At 57.2% G+C, this 21055-nt stretch carries 16 protein-coding genes and 2 pseudogenes; 5 read left to right on the forward strand and 13 right to left on the reverse strand.

All coding sequences use genetic code 11. The features are described 5' to 3' along the window. The first annotated feature begins 7 nt into the window (after positions 1 to 7). A complete protein-coding gene (locus ACAty_RS16275; RefSeq protein WP_014002628.1) occupies positions 8 to 427 on the forward strand; it encodes a hypothetical protein in 420 nt (139 codons plus the stop codon). Between the two features lie 906 nt (positions 428 to 1333). Here ACAty_RS16275 and ACAty_RS05055 read toward each other — a convergent pair. Genes ACAty_RS05055 through ACAty_RS05075 form a run of 5 tightly spaced genes read right to left on the reverse strand, consistent with a single transcriptional unit; the run spans position 1334 to position 6974 of the window. Beyond that, on the reverse strand, positions 1334 to 2374 hold the full coding sequence (locus ACAty_RS05055; RefSeq protein WP_004871497.1) for a capsular polysaccharide export protein, LipB/KpsS family: 1041 nt from the start codon (positions 2372 to 2374) through the stop codon (positions 1334 to 1336). Beyond that, on the reverse strand, positions 2367 to 3566 hold the full coding sequence (locus ACAty_RS05060; RefSeq protein WP_004871499.1) for a glycosyltransferase family 4 protein: 1200 nt from the start codon (positions 3564 to 3566) through the stop codon (positions 2367 to 2369). Before ACAty_RS05060 ends, ACAty_RS05055 begins: the two co-directional genes overlap by 8 nt. Then, complete coding sequence (locus ACAty_RS05065; protein WP_004871500.1) at positions 3563 to 4828, reverse strand: capsule biosynthesis protein; 1266 nt, start codon at positions 4826 to 4828, stop codon at positions 3563 to 3565. Before ACAty_RS05065 ends, ACAty_RS05060 begins: the two co-directional genes overlap by 4 nt. Continuing rightward, positions 4825 to 5814: an NAD-dependent epimerase/dehydratase family protein gene (locus ACAty_RS05070; protein ID WP_004871502.1), complete on the reverse strand. Its 990-nt coding sequence runs from the start codon at positions 5812 to 5814 to the stop codon at positions 4825 to 4827. The genes ACAty_RS05065 and ACAty_RS05070 overlap by 4 nt, the downstream gene beginning before the upstream one ends. Continuing rightward, positions 5811 to 6974 (reverse strand): GNAT family N-acetyltransferase, encoded by a 1164-nt coding sequence (locus ACAty_RS05075; RefSeq protein ID WP_082179239.1) that lies wholly within the window; start codon positions 6972 to 6974, stop codon positions 5811 to 5813. The genes ACAty_RS05070 and ACAty_RS05075 overlap by 4 nt, the downstream gene beginning before the upstream one ends. 185 nt (positions 6975 to 7159) lie before the next feature. Here ACAty_RS05075 and ACAty_RS05080 point away from each other — a divergent pair, with 185 nt between their 5' ends. After that, positions 7160 to 8332, forward strand: coding sequence for a glycosyltransferase (locus ACAty_RS05080; protein ID WP_153801803.1), 1173 nt, complete (start codon positions 7160 to 7162; stop codon positions 8330 to 8332). A gap of 86 nt (positions 8333 to 8418) precedes the next feature. Here ACAty_RS05080 and ACAty_RS05085 read toward each other — a convergent pair whose 3' ends face one another. Continuing rightward, positions 8419 to 10032, reverse strand: a complete 1614-nt coding sequence (locus ACAty_RS05085) for a glycosyltransferase family 4 protein (protein ID WP_077272877.1) — start codon at positions 10030 to 10032, stop codon at positions 8419 to 8421. Between the two features lie 248 nt (positions 10033 to 10280). Between ACAty_RS05085 and ACAty_RS05090 the strand changes: the two genes are divergently transcribed. The 3 genes and pseudogenes from ACAty_RS05090 to ACAty_RS05095 all read left to right on the forward strand — a co-directional run bounded on the left by ACAty_RS05090 (position 10281) and on the right by ACAty_RS05095 (position 11867). Further along, positions 10281 to 10556 carry a helix-turn-helix domain-containing protein gene (locus ACAty_RS05090; protein WP_004871511.1) on the forward strand — a complete coding sequence of 92 codons (276 nt, stop codon included), beginning with the start codon at positions 10281 to 10283 and terminating at the stop codon, positions 10554 to 10556. Between the two features lie 39 nt (positions 10557 to 10595). After that, positions 10596 to 10871, forward strand: a pseudogene (locus ACAty_RS16680) (HipA N-terminal domain-containing protein); the annotation flags it as partial. 78 nt (positions 10872 to 10949) lie between these two features. After that, positions 10950 to 11867 (forward strand): HipA domain-containing protein, encoded by a 918-nt coding sequence (locus tag ACAty_RS05095; protein ID WP_238323816.1) that lies wholly within the window; start codon positions 10950 to 10952, stop codon positions 11865 to 11867. A gap of 49 nt (positions 11868 to 11916) precedes the next feature. On the opposite strand, the gene ACAty_RS14830 is transcribed toward ACAty_RS05095, so the two are convergent. The 7 genes and pseudogenes from ACAty_RS14830 to ACAty_RS05130 all read right to left on the reverse strand — a co-directional run bounded on the left by ACAty_RS14830 (position 11917) and on the right by ACAty_RS05130 (position 20286). Further along, positions 11917 to 13419, reverse strand: coding sequence for an HAD-IIIC family phosphatase (locus tag ACAty_RS14830; RefSeq protein WP_169737311.1), 1503 nt, complete (start codon positions 13417 to 13419; stop codon positions 11917 to 11919). A gap of 405 nt (positions 13420 to 13824) precedes the next feature. After that, complete coding sequence (locus tag ACAty_RS16280) at positions 13825 to 14370, reverse strand: IS110 family transposase (RefSeq protein WP_051620741.1); 546 nt, start codon at positions 14368 to 14370, stop codon at positions 13825 to 13827. 15 nt (positions 14371 to 14385) lie between these two features. After that, the gene (locus ACAty_RS16285; RefSeq protein WP_004871518.1) at positions 14386 to 14793 is read right to left on the reverse strand and encodes an IS110 family transposase; all 408 of its coding nucleotides are present in this window, start codon (positions 14791 to 14793) and stop codon (positions 14386 to 14388) included. A gap of 161 nt (positions 14794 to 14954) precedes the next feature. Continuing rightward, positions 14955 to 16157 (reverse strand): annotated as a pseudogene (locus ACAty_RS05110) (IS3 family transposase). Positions 16158 to 16330: 173 nt separating this feature from the next. Continuing rightward, the gene (locus ACAty_RS15795) at positions 16331 to 17791 is read right to left on the reverse strand and encodes a glycosyl transferase family 90 (RefSeq protein WP_004871523.1); all 1461 of its coding nucleotides are present in this window, start codon (positions 17789 to 17791) and stop codon (positions 16331 to 16333) included. Positions 17792 to 17825: 34 nt separating this feature from the next. Then, positions 17826 to 19049, reverse strand: coding sequence for an ISL3 family transposase (locus ACAty_RS05125; protein ID WP_038471708.1), 1224 nt, complete (start codon positions 19047 to 19049; stop codon positions 17826 to 17828). A 217-nt stretch (positions 19050 to 19266) separates the two neighbouring features. After that, positions 19267 to 20286, reverse strand: a complete 1020-nt coding sequence (locus tag ACAty_RS05130; RefSeq protein WP_169737324.1) for an IS5 family transposase — start codon at positions 20284 to 20286, stop codon at positions 19267 to 19269. Between the last annotated feature and the right edge of the window lie 769 nt (positions 20287 to 21055).

The raw sequence follows: 21055 nt of genomic DNA on the forward strand, positions 1-21055 counted from the left end.
CCGCGAAGTGCGCGATTGCGTTACGCAGTATGCCGATAAACGCACCAAGCTGTGGTCGTTCGAGGCCAAGCTGCTGATCAACCGTTCGAACGCGCGCGAGTGCTTCTTCCAGGCGGTATCGAATTCGTCTTGGGCCAACTTCGGCTATCTGGTCGCGGCGGAAATCGGCGGCACTGATACGCTGAAGGAACTACGGATGCTGTTCGCAGCGCATGGCATTGGCTTCATCAAACTGGACATGGAAAACCCTACAGATAGTCAAGTGCTCATTCCAGCCCGCGAGCGTGATGAGATTGATTGGGACATGGCCAATCGGCTGGCCACGGAGAACCGGGATTTCTTGGAGTACGTCAAGCTGGTGAAGCAGTTCTACCAGACCGGCGAAGCGCAGCTGGGAGACTGGGACTTTCCGGGACTAGACGATTGACCATCTATTCCAAGTAGCTGATGACGTCGAGAAGTTTTTCATTGTGGCCGGAGTGCGCACCATAGTAGCCGTCGCCTTCATGGCTTGAGCCAGCATGGTTTGTGGTTGGATATAGGTTGGATGGAAAAACAAAAGGCACCTAGGATAACTTACTAAGTGCCTGTTTTATTTGGTGGGTTGTGAGGGGATCGAACCCACGACCCGCTGATTAAGAGACAGTTGCCTGAGTATTTGTCGCTTACAAAGCATTTTAATGTTAACATATAACAGCCTGTTTTCAACAACAAAACGGTAGTTTCATTATATCCTTCAATGGGTTGTCTTGTCCCGTGTTTCTGGCAGAACTAGATCCAGACTAGTGCCAGAATTGCGCAATGAGCAGCTGAGTTGCTCAGTTGCTCAGTTGCTCTATCGCGTTATGCTCATCTATGTATCATCAGCTATAGAATTAACAACTTGATATTAAAAGGGTATAGGCTGCTTTTTTAACTCGTAGAAATTTTGCTAACTGTTCTTGCTTGGGCAGAACTAGAGCCAGACTAGAGCCAGAAAATGAGGCCTAAGCAACTGATTTCTCATCAACTGCTCTGAAGTGCCCTCCAAAAGTTGGACAGGGAGCCAAACTCTGGGCTTCTGTACAAGGAGTCGTAAGCGTGCAGCCAACCCATCTTTTTATTACCTGACTTTTCGCTGACGCTATCCCAGGGTTTTCACCGGAGGGGGGTATCGACCACGCCCAGCGCTCCTCCATCGCCTCGGCCAGTGATCCCCACTAAAATTCCTCCTCCAGCACATACCAGAGACCAAAGGTGGTTGACGCATAGATGGGCTGGTTTCGTGAAGCTGTCAGCGCGGCAAGCTTCAAGTGCATTTCCCCGGCTTGCTGCAAGGGGGCGCATCATTCGCTCAGCGTACTCCAATGGCCCGCCGTAAAATCCAGCGATAAGGTTCGCGCCACCACCGCGTGCGTCCCTGATGGCTGTGCTTCCAGCGGATGAGTTCCGCCAGGGCATCCTCCACGTTTATGGGGCCGCGCCGCCCAATGTAGGTGGGGTAGCGAATCAGGGTGCCGGCGACCAAGGCATCCAGACTCAAGCGGCGTTGCCGCCGTGGTATGGGGCAGTGGTCAGTGGTAAGGCCCCAGCCCGCATAGAAGGGCTGCCCGTAGCAATGCACCTTGCGCCCCCGCAGCAGTCCCTCAAAGCCTGCCAGCGAGGTCAGCGTGTGGACTTCGTCCACAACCGCCAAGACCGCCTCCATGGGCACGCCGCGTAGCACCTCGTCGCAAAAACCGTCCGCCTCGTCCTCGCGTTTTCCCGCGGCGCGTAGCCCGGCTTCCACGTCCGGGTGGGGTTTGTACACGATGTAGGCATCGGGATTCGCGGCGCGGACCCGGCGTAAGAGTTCCAGATTGCCCCGAAAGCAGGGTGTCGCACTGTGTATGGCGGCGTCGCTCTCTACCTGACCAGGCACGATGAGCACCCGCTCCACACCCGCAGGACGCTGCCAGACCCCTAGGCCGACATTGTATTTGCTCACTCCGGCAGCCACGATCTGGGCGCGCAGGTGTTCTGCGCGCTCCAATTCCTCGTTAGAAAATTCCGTCGTAGAGAGGATTCTCTCCAGTTCCGAAGGCGTTCGGGCATCGTAGTACATCCCCAGGCGATCTACGACCCAGGATAGGGGTCGGGTGAGCTCCGCGCCCAGCCCCACAGAACGGAGGAAACCGTCTTCCATGCGCAAGATGGTCGCTTCCGGTGGCATTCCCTCAGGTATGGGGGTCAGGCCCCATAAGATCAGCGTGGCCCTTGCGGGAATGGCGTCGACGGAGCGCACGAAGCGCAGCCGGTTGCCGGGAAAGCAACGCCGCAAATAGCGCCACTTCCACACGGGAAAAGACCAGACATAGAGGGTGTCCGGCAGGTCGGCAAAGCGCTCCCTAGCCATGCTGTACCGCAGATTTGCTGGGGCTTGCGCCCGGTTGCGCCTGGGACTCCAAAAAAGCATCCACCAGCGCAAAGTGATCGGACCAGGTCCACGGGCGAAATCCGGCCATGCGGGCCCGCTGTGCCTGGCGTCGTGGACCATCCTTCAGGTAGTCTTGGATTAACTGCCGCCATCCCAGTCCATCCAAAGGGCTCAGATAATCGGGGACGTCTCCCGCCGCCTCCCGAAACGCCGGCAGGTCGCTGGCGATGACCGGGGTGCCAAGGCTCAGGGCCTCCACCAGGGGCAGACCAAAACCCTCGGCAAAAGAAGGGAACAGAAGGGCCTGGGCGTGTTTGAGCCAGGTGGCAATCTCTTCGTCGGCGCAAGGTCCCAGCTCTACCACCTGCCCCCGCAGCCAATGAGAGCGTTCCAACAGATCCAGCACCTGTTCGCACTCCCAACCCCGCCGTCCCAGGAGCACGAGCTTGGGAACGATCTCCGCATTTCTTGCCGTCTCCAGCCAGTGGCGCCAGATCTGTAACAGCAGTAGATGGTTTTTGCGTGCCTCGATGGTACCAAGCACCACAAAGTACGGATCGGCCAATGGACGCTGCCCCGAGGCTTTGGGTAGGGAGCCGCAGCCCAGGGGCGCGACCAGCTCTGGCCCGGGTGCACGGATCCCATGCTGTGCCCAGTAGTGGTGCAAGCTTTGCCGGGTCGCCTCGGAGTTGAAGATCCGTGCCCCGGCGCTCTTGCGGATGGTCTCCAGCCTATGGGCGTGACGCACCTCTTCTCCCGGCCGACCGTATTCGGGATAGACAACGGGTATCAGATCGTGAATAAAAAACAGCGGGCGCAACCCGAGCCGTTTCAGTATGTCGCCATAGCGGGTATCCTCGAGACCGCTGTGGCTCAGGTTGAAAAACCAGCAATCCTCACACCTGCTGGCACGCATGAGGTGGGCTCGGGCAACGGCCGAGCGGATGCGCTTGCGCCCATTGTCGCCCGTCTCCAAAATTGCCGAGAGGATGTCGCTGGATCCCTTGGCCGACAGTCGCAGCCAGCGTCCCCCGTGGCGGACGACGGCGCGTACGCGTGGACGATAGTGACGCAAATAGGCAAGGGTCACCCGGTCTATCCCGGTGGGATGCAAGCCCTCCAGATGCCGGGCGCACAGACGAGTGACGTCCACCAGAATGGGTGTGTTCACCGGGCCATTTCTCCCTTGGTCCGATGGGGATACACCAGTTCGCCCACCGTGTTGGTTCGCAGCCGGTAGCAGGTTTCGGTCACCGCCTCCGTTACGCCAGGCTCCTGAAAAAACACTCCCCGCACCTGCACGGTGGCGGCCAACGCCGTGAAAAAATCTTCCCGCAGTTGCGGATCCGGGGGCGTGCCCTGCGTCCAGAAGTCGTCCAGATTCCCCTGAAAAGTCAAGCCCGGCACGTCGAATACCGCGCTGCCCAAGGCTTTGAGAGGACGATGCAGCTGCAGCGCGCGCAGGCCCGTGCTGCTGTTGACCAGAACCACGCCGCGTGAGCGCTGGATGAGCCCGTTGAGGTCGCCCCCTCGCAGATACACCAGGCGACCTTCCACCTGCAGCTCGCGGCGACGGCGATGCAGATAGCGCTCCCAGTCGGGCAAGGCGGGATCCCACGGGTGCTCCTTCACGACCAGAAGCGCGTCCTGCGGCGCGCAACGGAGGAAAGAATCCAAAACCAGTTCCAGGGCGGCTTCCATGCGCGTAAAGGGAGAGTAAGCCACCATCTGGAAGTCGAAATTGAGCTGAATGGGGAAAAGGTAATAAGACCGTCCGCTGTTCCAGAGCTCCTCGCATTGGGCCAGAGTGCGGGTCTTGCGCAGGCGATTACCCAGAAGCCGCCAACCACTGGCCAGGGTATACAAGATGGTGGGAGGGCGCATGTCACTGCGTTGGTAGCGGGGAAAGAAAGGCCAACCCAGTATGTTGGCGTAGTTTTGCGCAAGGTCTCCCACGGCCATTTGATAGGCGCTATCCACAAAACGTTGCTCCCAGTCCAATACCACCGCCTGCCGGGCAATGGCGTGAATGGACTGGGCATCTTTGGGAAAGTGGGAGTTCCCGCACATCCCATCGCGCTCCAAGGTGATCCAGTCGGGGCGGAGGTAGCCAAAGTCGGTGACGGTAACGCGAATGCCGAGCCCCTGAGCGATAGCCACCGCCTCCTTGTGGTAGCGGCGCTGCTCGCCCAGAAGGAAGAGGTCCGAGACCCCCTCGCGCTGGAAAAAGTCGTGTAAGAAAGCGGGCCAATCGGCGAGGCTACCGCGATAATTAATGGCGTGATCATCGTGCCAGAACAGCCAGTCGCCAGCCGACAGATTGATACGCGTGACCCGCCAGCCCGCCTCGACGAGGCAGACCCCTACACGGCGAAAGAACGGGGAGGGCATGCCCTGGAGAAAGACGATGTGTGCTCTGGAACCGCTGCTCATCGTCCGCGGAGAAAGGCGGTCACTGCGCCTTCTAGACTTTTTTCGTAGGTGACCCTCCCCAACGGCGCCCCCGCGCTGCGGATCTTATCGATGTCGTGACCACAGGTTCGACCGAAAATCTTCACTACGAGTGGGTGCAAGAGGGGTTCGGAGCGCAGTCCAAAAGCGGAGTAAGGTGCGGACATGGCATACCCGGCAGCCATGGCCACCCCGTAGGGCAGGCGCAGTACGATCCCTTTACCCTTCAGAGCCCGGCGTAGGTCGGCCACGAAACGTTGCCAGGAGAGGCTCATGGGGTCACGCAGATTGTAGGTTTCGCCCGCGGTACGAGGGTTTTCCACAAGCCACAGGGCGACGTCGACCAGGTTCTTCACATCTAGATAACCACAGTCGGCACGACCACCGTCCACGAGGAGCATGAGTCCGGATCGCAATTCCGTGCCGATGCGTTCCACAAAGGGACTTCCTTCGCCCATGACGTTGCAAGGACGCAGGATAGAGTAGGGGAGAGAGAGCGCGGCAGCCCGATCGCGCAGGAGGGCCTCGCCCGCCTGTTTGCTGTCGCCGTAGCCAAAACCCGTGGTGGCGGGCAGAGGATCCTGCTCACGGGCCGGAGCCTCGGGGAAGCCGTAAACATCGACACTGGAAAAATGCAGGAAGAAGTTCGGCATGGACCCCGAGTTCTGCAGAGCGTCCAGCAGGTTGCCCAGGCCATCCACGTTGGCCGCCCAGTAAGCCGCTCGCTGGTCCCAGGTATGGACGTTGGCGGCACAGTGGAATACCCCGGAGATGCCGCGCGTGGGCGCCAACAGGCTGTCCCGTAAGGTCAAGTCCCCAGGATAAATCTGCGCGCTTTGGCGTAGCCGAGGATCGAGCCGTTGGGGATCGCGGACCAGTAGGCGTACCGGCTTACCTTGATCCACCAAGCGCAGGGCCAGATGGCGTCCGATGAAACCCGTGGCCCCCGTCACCAGAATGGGTTTCATGGGGTTTCCTCGGCGGCCTGCTGCTTGAATACCGGCCGTTTACCCGGCTTGGGGACTGCGTTCAGTAAACGATAGCCCAGACCCACGAAAGGATTCATCCAGCCCCAACGGGCGCGCAGGGCCATGTGGATAGGCACCGCCTCTGCTCCCAGATCCATCTTGACGTCGTAGGTCGTGAGCCCCATCTCCAGACGCTCGGCCCCGAGTTCAATGGCCGTATCCACCACTTTGGTAGCGATGTATAGATATATACCGTCGTTTTGCGCCCGGTTACGACCCACATACAGCCAGCGGATCATGGGGCCGTCGCGCATCATCAAGGCGTGGGCCACGAGCTCTTCGCCCCGATGGAAAAGCAGCACCCAGGAGTCTGGCCCCAGAGCGCGGGAAAATTCCCGATAAAAGGCTGGAGTCAGGACCTCGCGCTGAAACTCCTTGGCATTCTCGTGCACTTCGCGCCATTGGGCACAGAGGATATCGGCAAGGTCGGCAAAATCCTCCTGCCGTTCTACCCGGATGCCACTAGATTCCACGCGCCGTCGGTATTTGTTGAGTTTGCTGCGGTAGTAGCTGCGCATGGCGTCTCGGTAGGCCTGTGGGTCTTTCCAGGGAATCTCGAGATAGGTGTTGGGCAAACCTTCGATCCAGTGGTAGCCATGGACCGCCAGATCCTCTCGAAAGTCTTCAGAGTTATGCTCAAAATCGCGAATCACGATGAGCAGACTGCGCCGTTTGCTTGCCTCCTCCCGGAGCGAGCGCGCCAGCGCCGCCACCAGGGATGCGCGGTGTACGTTGGATGACTGCGTGATGGGTGGGCTGACGATGGTGATGGGAGTTCCACATTCCAGCAGGTTCCACTTGAGAAAGCTGGGAAAACGTCGACGGATGAACTCCAGGACCTTGCGCAAAGGTTCCGGTGCAAAGATGGCAATGTCGGTGGTGACGGTATATACCCCCCAAAAAGCTCTTGGCTTGCCGCCATCGTCGCGCATGAGCGCATAGCGGTAACTGAAGCCCTCGAGCCCAGCCCTTTCCAGAACTCGCCAAAAGCACGGCGCCAGGGCCAGAGACCCCGGCGTGCCTAGTTCTTCCCAGACCTCAGGGGGAATATCGTCTATACGCTCCAAAATTTCTACCGAGTAGTGCGGCGCTAAGGACATGCGGGACTGGGTCTTGGGCTTATGGGCGCGTTGCGTTTGCCGCAGTCTAGCACGGATGGAAGGCTGCCCAAAGCAAAATGCCGCCGCCCCATACCCGGGGATGACGCCTGCGGATACAGCGGCTGGCAAAGCGTGCTAGTCTGCCCCCCAAATCGGGATCATCGGGGGCAGCGGTGCGGGTGCTCGTGGCGTGTAAAGGCGGATTCGGTGATGTATTGCCCCTGGTGGCCGTTGCCCAGGAGTTGCGCGCGCGGGGGCACGTGCCCATCCTTGCCGCCGAAAGGCACCATCGGGTGCTCGCACGGGATCTGGGGATGGCATTCCGCGTATTGCCGGGACCAAGCGGCAGCCCCTTTGCCGAGGTCCGGGCAGAGGAGGTGCGTGCGCTCCTGCCCTTGCTCGACTCCGTCGATCTCGTGCTCATCAATCCCCTTGCCCCTGCTGTGGTGCTTGCCGCTCGGTACATCAAAAAAACCTGGGTGTACGCCTCGGCCACACCCATGGTCTTTGCAAGCCCCGAGGATCCTCCCTGGTGGCCCGGTCTGGCGCGCGGTCAGCGGTTTCTGGCGTCCTGTTCCCATGCCCAGCGCGCGGCCTTTCGCCTGGCGCGCTTCGTGGCCGCCCGACAGAGCCGCGATATCGCCCACGTTGCCCAAGCTTTTGGCATTATCTTGCCCGGCCACCCGCGCTTTGAGGGTCTTTATTCACCTGCCGCAAACCTCCTGCTGGCAAGCACCCTGCTCAGTCCGGCATTGCCCCACGGCCCATCTGCCATCCACTGCTTGGGTTTTTGCCCCTACATTCCACCGAGCCTCGAAAATATCGATGCACAGAGGGCTCTGGAGGACTTCGTCGGCCGGGGCGAGCCGCCCGTGATCATTGCCCCCGGCGGTGCCGACCGGGCCAATCCCCGTCCCTTTGTGGAACTCGCGCGGGCGGCCTGTCGAGACCATGGCCTGCGTGCCGTGGTTTCGGCGCGGGCGGGCAGCCTGCGGCAGCTGGACCTGGGGCCAGACCTCCTGATTCTCCCCTACCTGCCGTATTCCATCCTGTTCCAAGGTGCCCGAGCCGTCATCCACTCCGGGGGCATCGGCAGCCTGAGCTGGGCCTTGCGCAGCGGCATCCCATCCATCGTCCTGCCCTCGGTCTGGGATCAGTTCGACAATGCCCGACGTGCCGTGGCACGCGGCTACGGGCTTTGGCCCAAGCGCAGCCGCCGCCATCTGTACTGGGCCTTGCAGGATCTCGTGCGCCTAGAGAGCGGGCGCATCCTGCGGGATGCCGTGGCACTGGGGCGCGAAGATGGGGCAAAAAGCGCGGCTGATTTTCTGGCTGCCCGGTTTTCCGTGTTAACGTAAGAAGCAATCTTGGCGCCATAGAACCACGACGACGCCCACATGCACCACTATCCCAGGATAACAGATACTACGGTGCCCCTTCGCCGCTAAGGACGTACCCGGCGCAGAAAGGCCTCCCACTCCGGCAGGATGCGCTCCGGCAGGTAGCGTTCACTGTGGCGTACCCCGCGCTCGCGCAGGGCTTCCCGGCGGGCTTCGGCTTCCGAACCGTAGAGCAGGGGGCGCAAGGCCTGGACGAGGCTGGCCGTGTCGTAAGGGTCAAAGTAGACCGTGGCATCGCCATAGACCTCGCGGTGGACGGGAATGTCGGAAGCTGCGGTCACCCCTGCACAGCGCATGGCCTCGATACCCGAAAAATCGAAACCCTCACCCACGCTGGGACAAACGGTGACCAAGGCTTGGCGGAACAATAGCCGTAAACTATCGCTGGGCACATTCTGAAGCAAAAAGAGGCTTCCTTCTTCCACCCAGGGGATCATGGCGTCAAGGGCCTGCTCGTAGTCCCAGCCGATATGCCCCACCAAAATCAGGCGCAGCTGCGGATCTTCGGCGTGGAGGGCCTCCCAGGCCGCCAAAAGGCGCGCGTGGTTCTTGCGGGGCTCGATGGTGGAAACCATCAGCAAAAATCGATTACCCGGTCCCAGGGTCCGCTGCAAGAATTCGGCGCGCTGCTCCTCGGAGGAAAAGCGCCGCTGCAATGCCCAGGTTTTCCAGGGGAGCTTTCCCGCTGCCGTCCCGCCCGTTTTGCTTTTGCCGCGGAATTCCACATGGCTGTAGCGGCGGACGATGCCCGGGATGCGCTCTGGCTCCGGCTCCGTGGGGTGGTAATGGGAAGGAATCATGTTGTACACGGTGGATGAGCGCGTTTCCGCCTCGGGAAAGAGGCGCAGCAGGTCCTGACGAGTGGTTTCCGATACGCAGGCAAACCAGGCCCCATCGCGCACGTTGGCGGCCAAGGCATGGTAGTGACTCGCCTGATGAAAGGCGCGGTCAGAAATGGTGTGGGGCATGAGCACCGGGATGGCATCGTGGTAATGGACCACCAGCGCCGTTTCGTGACGCACCCGGCCCGGAAAGGGCGTCTGGGCGATAAAGATATCCGCGCCGCGGGTATCGACGCGTGGATAACGGGAACGTCCCAAAACCTGGGCCCGCTCGATGCCCGCCAGGTGCATCCAACGCCACGGTTCGGCACAAATACGGTACTGGGCATGGCGCAAAACCCGCTCGCGCTCCGCCGCGGGTAGACTCCGGCCAAAGAGTTCTTGCCACAGATAATCGGCAAAAGGGCTGCCGTCAAAGCGACCGGTGGCCATCTGCCCCGTCAGCCAGGTCCGCCAGCGCAGCCGCAGGTCCGCCCACTGCTCCTGCAGCCACTCCACCACCGTCGTTTTCCAATCCAAGGCCGTCTGCCCCTTGAGGGAGACCACCACTTGGGAGGCACGCTGAATACTTTCTGCGGTGTCGTGAGCCTTTTGCCCGTACACACCACCACGCAGCCGCCGCTTGGACATCTGCAGGAACCCTGAGAGCTCCAAATGCTCCAGGCTGGCCAGGGCACTGAAGAGCAATCGGGTTTCTTGGGGAATGCCATAAAAGCCATCCAGGGCTGGGCGCAGCTCCAGCCACACGCGCAAAGCCGCTGGCGCACCTGCCGTACCCTCTCCCCCGACCGACTGGTACTCAAGCCCCTGTTCCATAGGATGCCCGAAGAGTGAAAATGGGCTAAACCATAGAGCACAGAAGCGGTGAGCTCAATAGCCACGACCCAGAAAGATCCGATCCGGACGCGGGGGTATCCGAATAGATCCCGCTGGGAGTAAACTGCGCCGAGCTTTGGGTGGGGCAGGCTGTGTACCATCGCTGAAGCTCCATTCCCTCCAGGGTGTATTCCCAAAATACACCTTAAAAGGTATGATGCGCAGATATACCGTATAGGGGATGTGCCATGTCGCCAAGCACCGTTCGCACGCCGCAGCAACTCGCACAGCTATTGCAGCAACAGCGGCGCAAGCTGGGTCTTACGCAAGACGATCTGAGTAAAAGCTTCGGCCTGCTGCCGAAGACTATCTCCCTACTCGAAAACCATGCGGAAAGAAGCAAAATCAGCACCTTATTTCGGCTCTGTGCGGCTTTGGGTGTGGAGATCGTGATACAAGGAAAGGTCGGAAAGCCTGGTCTTCCGGATGGTCCGACGGCCACACACGCCGAGACGGAGTGGTGAGTGCGTAGACGGTCCCGAACAACGCGCCTCGGCGTCTGGATGAACGGACTTCGGGTGGGCGATTGGTTGGTTGATGGCCACGGAACCCATATCTGGACCTACGATCCCGCGTGGCTCGCATCGCCGTACCGGCGTCCCATTTCGCTCTCCCTGCCGTTGTCCGGCGCTCCAAGTCGTGGCCAACGAGTGCGGCGCTATTTCGATAACCTCTTGCCCGACAGCCCAGAAATCCGCCGCCGAATCCAACGGCGTTTCAATGCGCCATCCATGACGCCCATGGATCTGCTCGCCGAGATTGGCCGCGATTGTGTCGGTGCCGTGCAACTCCTGCCCGACGACCAAAGCCCGCAAGATCCAGACGGCATAGCGGCAGAACCCCTGTCGGAAGCACAGGTGGCCGCGGTACTCGCGCAAATCACCACAGCAGCGTATGCAGACGCGGATGACTTTCGCATCTCACTGGCTGGTGCACAAGAGAAAACGGCTCTGCTCTTTTTGCGGGGTCAGTGGTACAAGCCCAAAGGACCCACGGCCACCACGCATATTCTCAAGCTTCCCATCGGACAAAAGCACGCCCACGCCGTGGATTTGCGCGAATCCGTAGAGAACGAGTGGCTTTGTATCCAGATTCTCCAAGCGTATGGACTGCCGACGGCACAGGCGACCATCGAAACCTTTATCGACCAAAAGGTGCTGGTGGTGGAACGTTTTGATCGAAGGCTCACCGCCGATGGACGCTTGTTGCGGTTGCCGCAAGAGGATTTGTGCCAAGCTCTGGGCGTGGGACCAGAGCAGAAATATGAAACCGAAGGTGGCCCAGATATTCCTTCCGTTCTGGATGTGCTCCTTGGTTCTGATGATCCCGCAGAAGATCGCCTCCGCTTCTTTCTGGCGCAAGTTGTCTTTCTGCTGCTGGCAGCCATCGACGGGCATGGAAAAAACTTCAGTATTTTTCTGGAAGTGGACGGGCGATATCGCTTGACGCCCTTGTACGACGTCCTTTCTGCCTATCCCATTTTGGGTAATGGACCAGGTCAAATCGCCCCGCAAAAACTGAAGATGGCGATGGCATGGCAGGGTGAGCGAAATCGGACTTATCACTGGCAGCAAATATCGCGACACCACATTCTCGCAACCGCAAAGAAGTGCGGTATCCCCAATGGAGAAGTACTGCTGGACGAGCTTCTCAGCAACACTCCCCATGTGATCGACACGGTCGGCGCAAAGCTGTATCCGGATTTTCCGCAATTGCTCGCCGAGACCATTTTGCAGGGCATGAAACAAAAGGCGCGTCAACTGACGACGTCCTGAAGCCTTTTCCTGCGCCCTGCGCGGTATGCCCATCAATACTCCTTATCGTTCAGCGTAAAACAGCGATATGCTCCGGCCAGCCGGGCGCCCCCCGTAGCTGCCAGACATCCTCCTGGGGTAGAAAGTGTTGCTCCAAAAACTGCCGTGCGGTGGCGTTGCGGCCGGTATCCACCCAATCCGCCCGCAACGTCTGTCCCTGGTCACCCAGGCGGCAAAGGTGCTGTAGCAGGGTGTCCTCGAGACCCAATCCAAAGACGCGGCAGGAAAGCACCAATTGCCGCAGACGATTACCCTGTAGCAGGGCTAACCCGACCAAGCCATGCTCGGTCATGCGGTCGCGGGCGCGCAGGGCATAGAGCTGCCCCCCCTCCGCCACAAAGGCACCTATCTCCGCCATCGTCCAGCGTTGGCCGGTGGTATTGAACTGGTTGGTCTTGTTGAGCAATTCCAGGGCGCGGGCAAACTGCGGGCTTTGCAGGTCTAGGGTCAGGATTTCCACCGCCAAGCCCAGCTCCCGCAAGTAGCCCTCTCGATCTCCACTGGCGAGGTGGCTATCGCGTTGCACTTTGGCCTGGATGGCCTCGGTACGTTGCTGGCTCTCAGCACTCAGCCGGGGCACCTGATAGGGAACGCCATACAAGAGCTCCGCGCGCCAGGTGTGAGGGTCGCCCGTTAGGGTCCGCATTTGCGGAAAGGCGCGGGTGACTTCGGCAATTTCGAGGGGGTTGTCGTCAATAAAGACGGTATGTTCGGGCAGCACATTGACGGCCTGCAGAATCTCCCGCACGTTTTGCGATTTGGGCTGCCAATTGACGCGGGTAACCGCAAAGTCCTCCCAGCGAATCCGCCCGTACCACACTTTATCGAAGTTGGCGCGGGTTAGTGCCTCCTCATTTTTGGAGCAGATGGCGAGCACAATGCCACGGCGTTTGCACTCGATGAGGGCTTCGGCATAGCCAATGGGCCAGCCTTCGGTATGGTCGCCGGGCACGATTTCTTCTTCTTCGGCAAGGACGCCTTTCCAGAGGGTATTGTCGAGGTCGGTGATGATGAGTTTGACGGGTTGCTCGGCATCCAAAACGGAGAGCATTTGGTCGAGGCGTTGCAGGATGCGCCCCGGCAAGGGGTGTTCGTCACGACCAGAAAGCAGGCCCGCATGGGCAAAGCAGAAGTCATAGCCGTCGTAGATGCCACGGTCGCCCTCGGCGCGGAGGAGGTCGTTGATTTCTAGATAGTAGCTGCTGGGATTTTGCGACAGACGCGCAGCGAGATGGTTATTGAGGGCGTGCACCAATTGGTAAATACCCCCGCGCTGCCGGGGCGTGAACAGCCCAGAGCTGGTGGCAGGGGGCTCAATAAAGGAGAGTAAGAAGACGGGTGTACCGCCTTGCATGGCATCGGTAAAGTGCTGCAATAATCCATCGAGCACATCTTGTGCGCGGCTGATGACGGCGTCGGGATCCAGGTCTTTTTGGTAAAGCAGGTCTGCATCGTGAAACTCAACCAATTCCTGCGCGGCTTGCCCGAGTATGGTTCGCAGTGATAGGACCACCAGAACCCCATCGAACTTTACAACCTTAGGGAGCGCGGGGAGCTCGTGCAGGCCCGATTGATAGAGCACGTGCTCCATTTGCCAGCCCAATGCCATGGCGCAGTTTGCGAGGTGTTCAGCTAGGCAACCGCCGAAAAGTAGAATGCGTCGTGAACAACATTCGTTTTGCTGGGTGGTGACAGATGGCCGCCGATAATCGCTGGCTACCAATTTTTCTCCGCGCAAGCGAACTTTAAGACGTAACCAGTGCAGCCAATTCATGATCAAGACAACCATCCAATTTCGCGCTTCCCGGTTTCGCTGCCCAAGCGTCTTATGAGGTGGTCCATATAGTTTGGACAGCCTGCCGGGTTGATTAAGCTCTGGGCAGTTTTCATAGCAGGTCAGATACCGTCTTGCGCGTAATCAGGCAACCTTAAATTCGGGATCGAAGGGTTTGCCAGATTTGAGCACACCAAAAGCGAGATGCAGTAGCTTGCGCATGGCGGCCACCACCAGTTGCATGGGACGTTTGCCGTTGAGGAGGAGTCGGTTGCAGAAGGCGGAGATCAAGGGATTGTACCGTTTGGCTACCACGGCCGGCAGGTACAATGCCTTACGCAGCAAGGCGTTCCCCGCCTTGGCAATGGGAGTCTTCCCCGCCCATTGTCCTGATTGGCGAACGGTAGGATTAAGACCGGCGTAAGCGACCACCTGCTTGACCGAAGGAAAGCGGTCCAGAGGACTGAGAAAGGCCAGCACGGTGGCGGCTGTACTGTCTCCAATGCCCGGAATCGTGGAAAGCAAATCCTGTTGCCTCTTCAGGTCAGGGTGGTTGTCGATATGAATCTCGATTTGAGCACGGACGATCTGAATTTGCTGACCCAGGAATTCCAAGTGCGCTTCCACCGATTGCCGAGCTAACCCTTCTGCGGATTCCAGGCGGTTGTTCTCCATGGTCTGCAACGTCAAAAGATCTTCCAGGCGTTATATCAGAGCCTGGAGCGCAACGATCTCCTCCGCCGGGGATACCCACGCTGCAGGACGATGCATCCGGCAGTAGCGGGCAATGAGTCGGGCATCGGCCTTGTCCGTTTTGGCTCGAGTCAACTCGGTCTTGCCAAAGGCGTGGATCTGGGCTGGGTTGACGACACTGACCAAGAGCTGCTGTTGCGAAAGGTAACGCGCCAGATTCCGCCCATAGGCGCCGGTGGCTTCCATGCACAAGTGGGCTTCCCGAGCCTCGTATCGGCCCAGCCAAGCCACAAATTGCCGATAACCCACAGGATGGTTGGGAAAGGCTTTGCTGTGATACTTGCCCTCAGTAGTCAGGAGGGCTACATCGAACTTGGCCTTGGCCACATCGATGCCGACAAAAAGGGTGGTTTCTGCCATACCGATCTCCTTTCAAAAGATTACAGCGATCTACGGACTATGCCGGTTCATCCTTATGGGTGCAGGCTCTTGCCCAGGGCAGGCCTTGGATACCGTCCGAACTAATGGCAAAGTTGAGGTGGACCATTCATCTGACTTTCAGGATCAAGTCCTTAGGCTACCTACAATCTTGCCCACCTCGCTCCGGGGATCAGCCGAAGGGTGCCAATCCAGAAGGACTGGTATGGTGGACCAAAACATAAGGCTGCCTGTCTCGCTAAACCTTCGGCGTAGATCGCCTCCGGGGTTTTCCCTCCGAGGGAGGAATGCGGCCTTTCGCCATTGTACCAGGCAAAGTAGCTCCTGAGACCCGCTTTGAGTTCTGTCGGTGTCCGCTGGCCGCAGATAGACGTGCTCATACTTGACGGTACGCCAGAGCCGCTCTACGAAAACGTTGTCCAGCGCTCGTCCTTTGCCATCCATGCTAATGCGCACGTCGTGCCGCCGCAGTACCCCGAGGAACGCCTCCGAAGTGAACTGCGCGCCCTGGTCGGTATTGAAGATCTCCGGCGCACCGTATCGACGTAGGGCCTCCTCCAAGGCTTCGACACAGAATCCCGCATCCAGGCTATTGGAGACCCGCCAAGACAGCACCTTCCGGCTGAACCAGTCCACGACGGCGACGAGGTACTGAAATCCCCGGGCCATGGGCAGATAGGTCACGTCTGCGGACCAGACCTGGTTCGGGCGATCGATGGCCACGCCGCGCAGCAGGTAGGGGTACTTGGGGTGTTGTGGATGGGGCTTGCTCGTGTGCGGCCCAGGGGCTACGGCTGCCATACCGAGGATACGCATGGCACGGTGCACGGTTTTGAGATTGACCACAGCCCCCTCCGCCTTCAGCATCCGATGGATCTGCCGCCTGCCCATGAACGGAAAGGCCGTGTAGACACGGTCGATGGCCCGCAACAGGCGATCGTCCACCGGCCGGGGATGGGCACGGTAATAGATGGTACTGCGAGGCACACCGAGCAGCACGCACTGGCGGTGTACGGATATACGAGAATGGGCCCGATCGCTCATTTGCCGCCTCTCCCGATCCGGGACATGAGACCGGGCCTGGAGGCTAAAAAATCGCGCTCTACCTCCAGCTGGCCGATCTTCCGATACAGCGCCTGCACGTCCACGGACTCCTCAGGCTGGGTCCTTCCCCGCTCGAAGGCCGTAGCCGCGTGTTCCACCAGCTGCCGACGCCAAGCGTTGATCATAGTGGGATGCACCCCAAACTCCTGAGCCAGCTCTGCTATCGTCTTATCGCCCTGCAATGCCGCCAGAGCCACCTGCGCCTTAAACTCCGGCCTGTACTGCTTGCGTTTCCCCTTCATCTCCGACTCCTTGTTCAGAAGCCCAGAGCTTAACTCCCTGCCCAACTTTTGGGTGCCACTTCATTAATCCGCAACGCATCTACCGATGCGAGCGTGATGCAAATGCTTAATTTTAACGCAACAAATCGCACGCGTCAATTTGGTTCGCCGATAATTTTTTGAGCGCCTGCAATTTAAGAAAGCTCAATGGATATTTTAATGATAGGGCTTGATGGGTGCGAAATCCAACAGCCATTGACTGCTGACAAAATGGTCCCATCGAGAAATTCTATTCGGTAAGCCAGGTTTAACCGTGAGTAAGAATTGATTTTCAAACGGAACCCTTTGATATATCTGGATTGATTCCTAGTACCACAGAATTCTCCACCGAAACAGATATCCGAAACATCTCCTTCAATAAACATTACCTGGTATCTAATGTCAGACCATTTTAACGCAGCGCTTGCGGGATATATGCAAATACCCTCGATACAGTTGCCATCTCGAGATGAAATTTCTTGTTCTGGCCAGAACGAAATGTCTCCAATGTTTGAGATGTGAGCATCGATATCTAAATGAGCAGTTTTATTTAGTAATTTGCGATTCGAGTTATAAATATCGTCGGAACCACATATCAATGCTCTAAACTCATTTAAGACTGCCGCATAGTAGCGTTCGACGTTTGATCTTGTTAATAAGGACGAAAACAATGATGCCGAGTTTTCAGCAATTCTATTATATAGGACGTGGTTATGCTCGAACTCTGAAACAACTTTTTCGATGTCTGAATGTTCTTTAATTTCAATATAATTTACTCCTTCTTGTAAGGCTCTGTGGTAATAGCTGATCCAATCAGACCTATATTTTAATAACAATGAATTACTAAGCAAAGCAATAGCAACGCGAGACAGAGTCGGTCCATTTCCATCTACGGAAATGATATATTTGTATGCGAACTGCTCTTGCCACCCTATGTATCGCGGCTTGCAAAAATCAAATGATCTCAAGTATGCTTCTGTTTCGCCATTGTCGCACTGAACAATATTGGGAAGCCTGAAGATTACCTGATCGCTATTAGAAAAGTGCTTTGCTGCGCTTACGCGAACAGATGGATCGTTATCGATATTCTCTCTAGTATTTTGGCAGCCGCGGGTTTCTCTTTGATTGGTGCCCGTAGTGCTGCCAACGAATATTGCCATATTTATCTTTTCGAGAAACGTCAGTGGGTCAATAAACTGTCTTCGGTGATAGTAATTTTGTTCGAAAATCTCGAAATCCGGAACTACTATAACACCGAGCTGTCCAACTCTTTTATGAAAGCTAAAAATCGGAATATCACGATCGTCTGTCATATCTTCAAATTCATAGAATATTTTTAATCCTTGGATATTGATAAATCGCGCAATTCTTTGGAGCTGCGAGTGCACGCTGATAACGCGAGACTCAATGGCATCCCATTTGCACTCTTCTGGCTCTCGAGTCACTTCGTTATTAGCATCGATAGTGAATGCGTAAACGCTCTTAGATTGGAGTTGGGCATTTGCAGCCGCGTTGTAAAAATTTTGTGGCATTGACTTCAATAGTTCACCTGCACCAGCTATATCTTCCTTCATGAAATTAAGAAAGTCATCATAAGTCATAAAATATTTAGACATATAATATTCTCCTTGGTGTTGGTTCTTTGACGTTTCATGTGGGTATCCTGAGATCCAGTTTACCGAGGATCAGGTAGGTCATGTTGATAAAGTTATTGTGAGTGCTGTTGCCACGGGCTCTGGCCTTGGCCTTGGCAGATGGGATGGGGCTATTGAAGCCTTCCAGAATCCTGCGGGTGTCTTGACTCTCGAACCAGCGGAGCACCCCATCCCAGTGATTCATGAGGATGTAGACGACCTTGACCATTGGCGGTAATCCGCTGTCTTTGGCGTTTTCCACCCAGGCCGTGAGCAGGGTGGTGTCCTGGTGGCGATTCCGGACGGTGAAGATTTCTTGGAAGGTCAGGCGAAGCGGATAAGCCTGAGCTGTCTTGAGGTTCTGGTTCTTGAGGATCTCCTGGAGCCTGGCGCTTTGCTTGGCGGAGAGCTTTCCCAGGTTCTTGAGCCGAAGCCAGCGGCTCTTTTTCAGGTCGGGTTGTGAGAGGACTTCCCCCTTGCGCACGGCATCTACGGCCTCATTGACGAGCTTCAAGAGGTGGAAGCGATCGAAGGTGACCTGGGCGTTGGGCAGGTGTTCTGCGGCCCCTTTTTGGAAGGCTGGCGAGAGGTCCATGCTGACCTCCGTAATGGCCTTGGCGCTACCGCCATGGGCCTGCAGATCTTCGGAGAACTGCTCAAAGGTCTTGGCATCCTTGCCGGGTGTGGCAAAGAGCAAGCGCTTGGCCTCCAGGTCCACAAACAGGGTGATGTAATCATGGCCGCGCCGGCCGCTCGTCTCATCGACACCGACGGAATGGACATCGGACATACCTACGGCCTTGCGGGCCTTGGCGACGTAGTGATCGAGCACCCGCCAGAGTCGCTGGTCCGTCTCCCGCACCAGGCGGGAGACCGTGAATACCGGCATCTCCCGGACCATGGCCATGACGAGAGCCTCGAAAAGCAGCGTGAATCCCGAACCCTCCTGCGCCCAAGGGGCGGAAACCAAATGCACGCCGTGTTCCGGGCATCGGACCAGCGGTACCCGGGCATCGAGATAAGCCGCATGCTGGAAGAAGTCGAGGTGGCACCAGACCTTCTCCTGGGTGTCATAGACCGGACAATCCTGGCCGCAGACAGGGCACGGAAAACGACTGCCCTTGAGCAAGTTCACGTGCAGGTCCAGGCGCTTCTCCTCCAACGTGAATCGCACCTCGTCCACAACCCACGGCGGAACCAACCCCAACGCCAGAGCGAACAGTTGATTACCTTGGTCCATCCTCATCCTCAGCTCGCTGCCCTTCTCATAAAGCAATCATACCGCCTTACCCACTCAATGTGTCGAGGAGCCCCCATACCTCTGGGCACCTCGATAAACCCCAAAAATCAGACCACACGGCATGAAGAAACCTGTCGAGGCTCAAAAATGGACTTTTTGAGCCGTTTTCTCATCCTGTTGTAGGATTTTTTCCTCTATTTCCTGACCTCTGGACGCATTACGCCCCCAGAAAGGCCAAACGGCGCATGTTGTAGACCACTACCATCATGCCCATGGCGAAGGTGGCACGGGCCTGGCCGATGGTGCGGATCTGCTTGCCACCCCACTGGTGGATGGCGGCAAAAACATGCTCTACGCGTGCTCGGACCTTCGCGATGCGTCGATTCCGCCGCTCCTGGCAGGCCGAGAGTGGCTTGCCAGGCTTCGCTTTGCGCTGGATCTTTGGGCGATAGCCTTGCTCCCGTAAACGCTCCTCTCGATCGGCCCCAACATACCCTTTGTCGGCATAGATCTCCGCACTGGTGTTCCACTCGTCCAGCGCTGCTTCCAAGTGCTGGGAATCATGGACCTTGGCGGTGTCGGCAATCCAGGTCCGAACCAACTTGTGCTTGCGATCCACGCTCACGGTGAACTTGTAGCCGTGGTGGGACTTGCCATGCTTTTTGGTCCAGCTGGCATCGACGTCCTTCTGCCGCCGCTTGGCGGGCTTCCAGCCGGCGGGCATGGCATCCTGCTCCAAGACTTCTTTCTCTACCCGGGTAAAATGCTGCTTGGGGGCAGGCACCAAGGTGGCATCCACGATCTGCCCCGCACGAGCCTCCAGGCCATGAGCACGAATCTGTCGATCCAACTCGTTGAACAGGGCCGTGACTCCCTCTACCCCAATCCGATTCTCAAAGTTCCAGATTGTGGTCCGATCCGGAATATTGCGGGAATGCTCGAGGCCACAGAAGCGCCGGAAACTGCGACGATCCAGCAGTTGAAACTCGGTCTGCTCGTCAGAAAGGCCGTGCAAACGTTTGACCAACAAGACCCGAACCATCACCTCGGTAGGATAGGGAGGACGCCCACCCTTGGGCTGCTCTGGACGGGGAGCGATCTCCTCTACCGCCTGCGCCAACGCAGAGAAATCGACCACCGCCTCGATCTTCTGCAGCGGATCCCCAATGGTATCCATCTTCTGGACGTAACCGTCATCTGCCAACAGATCATTCGTCACCGCAGTCCTGCGAGCAATCATCCCGTCTATCCTGCTGCCATCTACCTGCCCACCATTTTACCAAAAACTCGGGCAGGATGGGGTTTTTCGAGGCGCCCCTCTATAATCGTTCTAGAAACAGAACTTCCAGGATCAATGCCAAATATTCCGTCATTGAAAGCCAAGTAATCATCTTGTGGGATATTGTGCGCCATCCATAAAATCTTTTATTTTCTCGCATTATAGACAGATTGCCTATAAAATCAAATGAAGTATTTTGAATTACTGAATCTGCAGCTATATAAATAATCCATCCTTTATATTCATCGTCAAAAAAGATCGCGCAAAATTTTTGTTCTGTTGTACGCGGCATGGTGTGCATAGCAGCCTCTTATAATTCCAACATAACCCCTGTAGGCCATGCCAATACTTTTGGCCACTCAAATATGTCTTTGTATTTGTACGGATCGCACGTTTGCACCACTGTGACCGAATTTTGAAATCCATCCTGAAGTTCTCCTGATATGGTAGCGTCAGCTATCCTCTGCCTGATCCATTCATAAAGGCGATCGTTTTTTTCTTTTAAAGATGATGATACTTCTAGCCTCCTATATTAAATAGTTGTTACGCTCAAATCAGTCTGTTTACCGCATACGTTAAGGGGTCATGAATAGATGTCGCCGATCCCAGAATGCGTTGCAATTCAATATACTCTAAGATCAGATTAGTTTCCTCGGAAACAAAAATTCGAATTTCATAATCTTTGCAAGAATCTCTTAATTCAAAGTGCTCATGAAGATCCAATCGG

Source organism: Acidithiobacillus caldus ATCC 51756 (genome assembly GCF_000175575.2).
In the GTDB taxonomy this organism is placed as follows: Bacteria; Pseudomonadota; Gammaproteobacteria; order Acidithiobacillales; family Acidithiobacillaceae; genus Acidithiobacillus_A; species Acidithiobacillus_A caldus.